3 protein-coding genes, 1 tRNA gene and 2 pseudogenes are annotated in these 5,859 nt (G+C 69.7%); 3 read left to right on the top strand and 3 right to left on the bottom strand.

Features of this window, described 5'->3' with window-relative positions:
• Both G6022_RS08045 and aceE read right to left on the bottom strand, forming a co-directional pair.
• Positions 1–510 (bottom strand): annotated as a pseudogene (locus G6022_RS08045) (PucR family transcriptional regulator); the annotation flags it as partial.
• Entirely contained in the window at positions 507–3,302 is a 2,796-nt protein-coding gene (aceE, locus tag G6022_RS08050) for a pyruvate dehydrogenase (acetyl-transferring), homodimeric type (protein WP_179524990.1), read from the bottom strand. The pseudogene G6022_RS08045 and the gene aceE, both read right to left, overlap by 4 nt.
• A 310-nt stretch (positions 3,303–3,612) precedes the next feature.
• On the opposite strand from aceE, the gene G6022_RS08055 reads away from it, so the two are divergent.
• Positions 3,613–4,047: a DUF3052 domain-containing protein gene (locus tag G6022_RS08055; RefSeq protein ID WP_182609628.1), complete on the top strand. Its 435-nt coding sequence runs from the start codon at positions 3,613–3,615 to the stop codon at positions 4,045–4,047.
• A 191-nt stretch (positions 4,048–4,238) separates the two neighbouring features.
• Here G6022_RS08055 and G6022_RS08060 read toward each other — a convergent pair whose 3' ends face one another.
• The gene (locus G6022_RS08060; protein WP_182691330.1) at positions 4,239–5,408 is read right to left on the bottom strand and encodes an RCC1 repeat domain-containing protein; all 1,170 of its coding nucleotides are present in this window, start codon (positions 5,406–5,408) and stop codon (positions 4,239–4,241) included.
• Between the two features lie 183 nt (positions 5,409–5,591).
• Here G6022_RS08060 and G6022_RS08065 point away from each other — a divergent pair.
• Both G6022_RS08065 and G6022_RS08070 read left to right on the top strand, forming a co-directional pair.
• Positions 5,592–5,664 (top strand) — tRNA-Val (locus G6022_RS08065).
• A 3-nt stretch (positions 5,665–5,667) separates the two neighbouring features.
• Positions 5,668–5,859, top strand: a pseudogene (locus G6022_RS08070) (hypothetical protein); the annotation flags it as partial.

Consider the following 5,859-nt stretch of genomic DNA (forward strand, 5'->3'; position numbering starts at 1 on the left):
CTCGGCGGCGGCCGCGTACACCGAGGCAGCGGTGAAGCCGAGCTCGCGACCGAATTTCAGCACCGCCGCGATCATGAGCCCGCGCTGGCGCTCGTTGTGGGTGATCCGCGGCATGACCAGCTCGAAGTACTCGCACGTGGAGCGGACGAGCTGCACGGTCTCCTGCAGGGACAGGCCCTGACCGAGGCCCTTGGGTAGAAGCTTGAACCCCGCGATCGTGTCGGTGTGCGGGGCCTCGGGGTTGCGCATCCAGGTGACGAAGTCGCGCACGGCGCTCTGGATGATCAGCTGGATCTCCGCCCGTTGGTCGGCGGACAGCCCGGCGAAGAACGGCAGGTCCTCCTCGAGGGACCGGACCGCTTCCGTCGACAGGGTCCCCGAGTACCGGGTGATGCGCTTGAGTAGCGCATCCGAGACCGGTCGCTGATCCGGAGCCCTCGCGGATCGGCGCCGTGACGGCTGTACGGTCTGTGGCCCGGCCCCCGCCGCGGGTCCGGTCGTCTCGGTCACGCCACCCCGGGATCCGTCGTGGGCTCGGGCGCCGCCATGACGTCGTCGATCTTGTACAGGCGGGCCGCCTCGAGCAGGGTGCGCTTCTCGAGGCTGCCCTCGCGGACCAGCCCGGCGAGGACCGCGACGATGATCGATTCGGCGTCGGTGTTGAAGAAGCGACGCGCAGCCGGTCGGGTGTCGGAGAACCCGAATCCGTCGGTGCCCAGGACGGTGAAGTCACCGGGGACCCATCCGCGGATCTGGTCCGGCACCGCCTTCTGGTAATCGCTCACGGCGACCTTCGGTCCCTCGCTGCCTTCGAGAGATGCGGTGACGAACGGGGTCCGGGCATGCTGATCCGGGTGTCGGAGCTCGTGGCGTTCACACTCGTAACCGTCCCGTGCCAGTTCGTTCCACGAGGTGGCCGACCAGAGATCGGCGGCCACGTCCCACCGCTCGGCCAGGGTCTTCTGGGCTTCGGCGGCCGCGTACATCGCGACACCCGAGGCGAGGATCGAGGCCTTGTGCGCGCCCTTCTCGGCCTTGCGGAAGAGGTACAAGCCCCGGAGCAGGGCGTCGGAGTCCAGATCCTCGGGCTCCGGCGGCTGCGGGACGGGCTCGTTGTAGAGGGTGATGTAGTACGACACGTTGCGGTCGATCCCGTCGGTGTCGTTCTCATGGGCGGCGCCCGGCCCGTACATCCGCTCGATCCCCGCGCGCATGATGTGGGCGAGCTCGAAACCCCATGCGGGGTCGTACGAGATGATCCCCGGGTTGGTGGCGGCGAGAAGCGGTGAATGGCCGTCCATGTGCTGCAGCCCCTCACCGGTGAGGGTGGTTCGGCCGGCGGTGGCGCCGAGCAGGAACCCGCGGGCGAGCTGGTCGGAGGCCGCCCAGATGGCGTCGCCGGTGCGCTGGAAACCGAACATCGAGTAGAAGATGTACAGCGGGATCATGGGCTCACCGTGGGTCGCATACGCGGTGCCGGCGGCGGTGAACTCGGCCACCGACCCGGCCTCGCTGATCCCCTCGTGCATGATCTGGCCCGTCTTGGACTCCTTGTAGCTGAGCATGAGGTCGTGGTCGACGGAGGTGTAGTTCTGCCCGTGCGGGTTGTAGATCTTCAGGGTGGGGAACCACGAGTCCATCCCGAAGGTCCGCGCCTCGTCCGGGATGATCGGGACCAGACGATCGCGTAGCGACTCGTCCCGCATGAGCTCCTTGCAGGTGCGGACCAGGGCCATCGTGGTGGCGACCGACTGCTTTCCCGAACCCTTGCGGAGCGAGGCCAGGGAATCGATGTCCGGGACGGAGAGCGGGGTGAAGGTCTGGCGCCGCTCGGGCACGTGCCCGCCCAGCGCGTTCCTCCGCTCGAGCATGTAGCGGATCTCCGGCGAGTTGGGCCCCGGGTTGTAGTACGGGGGCAGCGTCGGGTCGGCCTCCAGTTCCTCGTCCGTGATGGGGATGAGCTGCTTGTCGCGGAACAGCTTGAGGTCGTCCAGCGTCAGCTTCTTCATCTGGTGCGCGGCGTTGCGTCCCTCGAAGTTCTGGCCCAGACCGAAACCCTTGACCGTGTGCGCGAGGATCACCGTGGGCTGACCGGTGTGCTCGAGCGACGCCTTGTAGGCGGCGTGGATCTTCCGGTAGTCGTGCCCGCCGCGGCGGAGGGCCCAGATCTCGTCGTCGGTCATGTCCTCGACGAGCTTGGCCGTGCGGGGGTCACGACCGAAGAAGTGCTCGCGGATCCAGGCGCCGTCATTGGCGCGGAACGTCTGGTAATCACCGTCCGAGACGGAGTTCATGAGGGAGACGAGCGCGCCCTCGGTGTCCTTCTCGAACAGCGCGTCCCACTCGCGGCCCCACACGACCTTGATGACGTTCCATCCGGCGCCCCTGAAGTACGACTCCAGCTCCTGGACGATCTGCCCGTTGCCGCGGACCGGGCCGTCGAGGCGCTGGAGGTTGCAGTTGATGACGAAGGTCAGGTTGTCGAGCGCGTCGTTCGCGGCCACCTGCAGGGCTCCGCGCGAGTCGACCTCGTCCATCTCACCGTCGCCGAGGAACGCCCACACGTGCTGCTGGGAGGTGTCTTTGATCCCGCGGTTGTGCAGGTAGCGGTTGAACCGCGCCTGATAGATGGCGTTCATGGGCCCGAGGCCCATCGACACCGTGGGGAACTCCCAGAACTCGGGTAGGCAGCGGGGATGGGGGTAGGAGGGAAGTGAGCGTCCGGGGTGGCTCTTCTCCTGCCGGAACCCGTCGAGGTCGTGCTCGCGGAGGCGACCCTCGAGGTAGGCGCGTGCGTACATGCCGGGTGAGGCGTGCCCCTGGAAGAAGATGTGGTCACCACCCCCGGGGTGGTCCTTGCCGCGGAAGAAGTGGTTGTAGCCGACCTCGTACAGCGGGGCCGCGCCCGCGTAGGTGGAGATGTGGCCGCCCACACCGATGCCGGGCCGCTGGGCGCGGTGGACCATGATGGCCGCGTTCCAGCGGATCCAGCGCCGGTAGGTGCGCTCCACCGACTCGTCGCCCGGGAACTCGGGTTCGAGGCTGGTGGGGATCGTGTTGACGTAGTCCGATGAGGTGAGAGCCGGAAGGGGAACCCGCTGCTTGGAGGCGCGCTCGAGGAGCCTGAGCATGAGGTAGCGCGCCCGCTCGGGGCCCGCCTCCGCGAGCATGCCGTCGAGGGAGTCCATCCACTCCTGCGTCTCCTCGGGGTCCGAGTCCGCGAGATAGGACGCGACCCCCTCCCGGAGGACCGGCACGTTGGTGGGTGCGGAACCATCTCGGGTGCCTACGGTCTCGGTCATGCGTCTCGTCCTCACTTCTGCGATACGTACAGCGGCGACCCGGTGGGGTCACCACACATGTCGGGGTGCAGTGTCCGGTCGACCGCACGCGCCGCGGGTGTGTGGCGGATGGCGAGGTCGACCGGCCACGGGCCGTCGTCGGCCCATGACTTCCTCTGATTGTGCCCCAAAGCGTGATGCGCGACACGGGGCTGCGCTCTGACCGCCCAAATAGGCGGTAGTCGTTTCCCGTGGGAGGGTGCGCGGGTAGTGTTCCGTGTCAGCGAAAGACCAAGACGAACGAAGTCGGATACGAGGGAGGAACACCACGGTGGTCGCCGCGGCGAACCAGCAGGACGGGGCGGATCAGATTGCTGGTCAGCTCGAACTGACGAAGGACATGCTCGTTCAGGAGGTCGGATGGGATTCCGACTGTGACGAGTCGATCAGTGAGGCCGTCGAGGACGCCGTCGGGTCGGAGCTGCTGGAGGAGGACACGGACGAGATCGTCGACGCGGTACTGCTCTGGTGGCGCGACGGCGACGGCGACCTGGTGGACAGGCTCATGGACGTCGTGACCCCGTTGGCGGAGGAGGGTTCCGTGTGGGTCCTCACCCCCAAGACGGGGAACGACGGCCACGTGGAGCCCTCGGTCATCGCCGAGTCGGCCCAGACCGCCGGGATGCTCCAGACCCGCACCGCGGCCCTGGGGGACTGGGCGGGAAGCCGCCTGGCGCTGCGGAAGAACAGCATTCCGCGGAAGTAGAACGACGTTCCGCGGTTGTGATCGCACCCCCCGGGGGTGCTCGGCCGCCCGGCGGTCGGGCACCAGAACCGGGATGAGTTGATCTCACGAACACCGGCACCGGAGGTGCCGGTGTTCTCTCATGCACCGTGCGGGCACGCGGGACCGGAGCCGTGTCCGGGCGCCCTGTCGGTCGGCCGCCCGGTCGCCGGTCAGCCGTCCGGTCCGAGCAGGACGACCCCGCCGGACACCGACTGGGCGGGCCCCGGCAGCGGAACGCGGTAGGGGCGCCGGTCCTCGCCGGCGTACGGGGCAGCCCGGAGGCCGCCGCCCCAGGCCCACAGGTTTCCCGTCCGGTCGATCCCGTACGACGAGGCACCTGAGGCGCCGATCCACTCCATCGGCGCCACGCCGACCACCTGCTGCGGCGAGGCGGTGGAGGTGTCCTCGGAGTCCCCGTCGCCGAGCATCCCGGAGACGGTGCGTCCCCACGCCCAGACGTGCCCGTCGGCATCCCGCGCGAGCGCGAAATCGTTTCCGCCGGCCACCTGGACGATGTCGGTCAGCCCCTCGATCCTGACCGCCCGCGGGCTCTGACCTCCACGCGGTTCGACGCCCAGCAGTCCGTGGACGTTGTTGCCCCACGCGCACACCTCTCCGGTGCTGGTGGCGATGACGGCGGCCCCTCCCGGGTTGGCCACGCTGACGGCACCGGGGACGTCCCGGATCGTGCGGACCAGCGTCCCGTCCGGCTCGCCGATCACCTGGGTGAGATTGATCCCCCACCCCTGCACCCTGCCGTCGGAGCGCAGGGCGAGGACGTTGAGTTGCCCGTCGGCCACCTCGATCACGTTCTCGACCTTGGGGACCGGGCCCGGGGTGGGCTGCTGACGCTCGGCTCCGCGGTGGCCCCCGCTCGCGATGAACGAGTCGCCCCATGCGGTCACGGATCCGTCGGAGTGGGTGGCGAGGACCGCTCCACCGACCGCCGCCACGGAGGTGGCGTCCCGGACGCCGGGCACCTTCTGTGGCAGCGCCGCCGCGGGCCCGGCGGGCGTGCCGGCGAGGAGCCCCCGGTGATCCTCTCCGATCACGGAGACGGTGCCGTCAGGGTGGACCGCGGCCAGCACGGGGCCGGCATCCGCCACGGAGACGACGTCCTCCCATCCCCGGATCGGGCCCGGCGGGATCGAACTGCGGACGACACCGCCGAGGAGGACGGCCTGTCCCGGAACCCGCGGCGCGGGGGCGGGGGACGCCGAGGAGTCGGGACACTGCGGGGCGGTGAGCAGCGCGCGGTCGGCGGCGCTGCACCCGGTCGCCCCGGTCAGCGCCAGCGAGAGCGCGATGGCCGAGCCGACGGTCCTCCGGTGGTTCGTCATGGGGGGATTCTGCGGCGGAGACGGACGGTTGTCCAGAGGTTTCCCGACCGGTGTCGCGCCGAGTGGATCCGCCGTCGCCACCCTTCGGGGCGGAGGCGCCCCGACAGGTCACCCCGGGGTCCACCGCCCCGGGGGGTGGGATAATCTGTCGCACACCGTCCCGCACGCCGAGGCGGTGTTCTCGCGCGCGTAGCTCAGCGGTTAGAGCTCTGGTCTTACACACCAGCGGTCGGGGGTTCGAGTCCCTCCGCGCGCACTCATGAACAGGCATCTGCTCCGAGCGCTCGGGACGGCGTTGGGCTTTGCCGCGGACGCCGCGTTCGCGGACCCCGGCCGGTGGCATCCCGTGGCGGGTTTCGGCGGCTGCGCGGCGGCGCTGGAGCAGGTACTCCTCCCGGACACCGGCCTCGACGGCGAGACAGGCCTCGACGGCGAGACAGGCCTCGACGGC

The organism is Dietzia sp. Cai40 (assembly GCF_014145165.1).
Lineage (GTDB): Bacteria > Actinomycetota > Actinomycetes > Mycobacteriales > Mycobacteriaceae > Dietzia > Dietzia natronolimnaea.

Bases quoted from the DNA above. Each gene is read 5' to 3' on its own strand.
- aceE (WP_179524990.1), bottom strand. From the start codon at position 3,302: ATGACCGAGACCGTAGGCACCCGAGATGGTTCCGCACCCACCAACGTG.
- G6022_RS08060 (WP_182691330.1), bottom strand. From the start codon at position 5,408: ATGACGAACCACCGGAGGACCGTCGGCTCGGCCATCGCGCTCTCGCTG.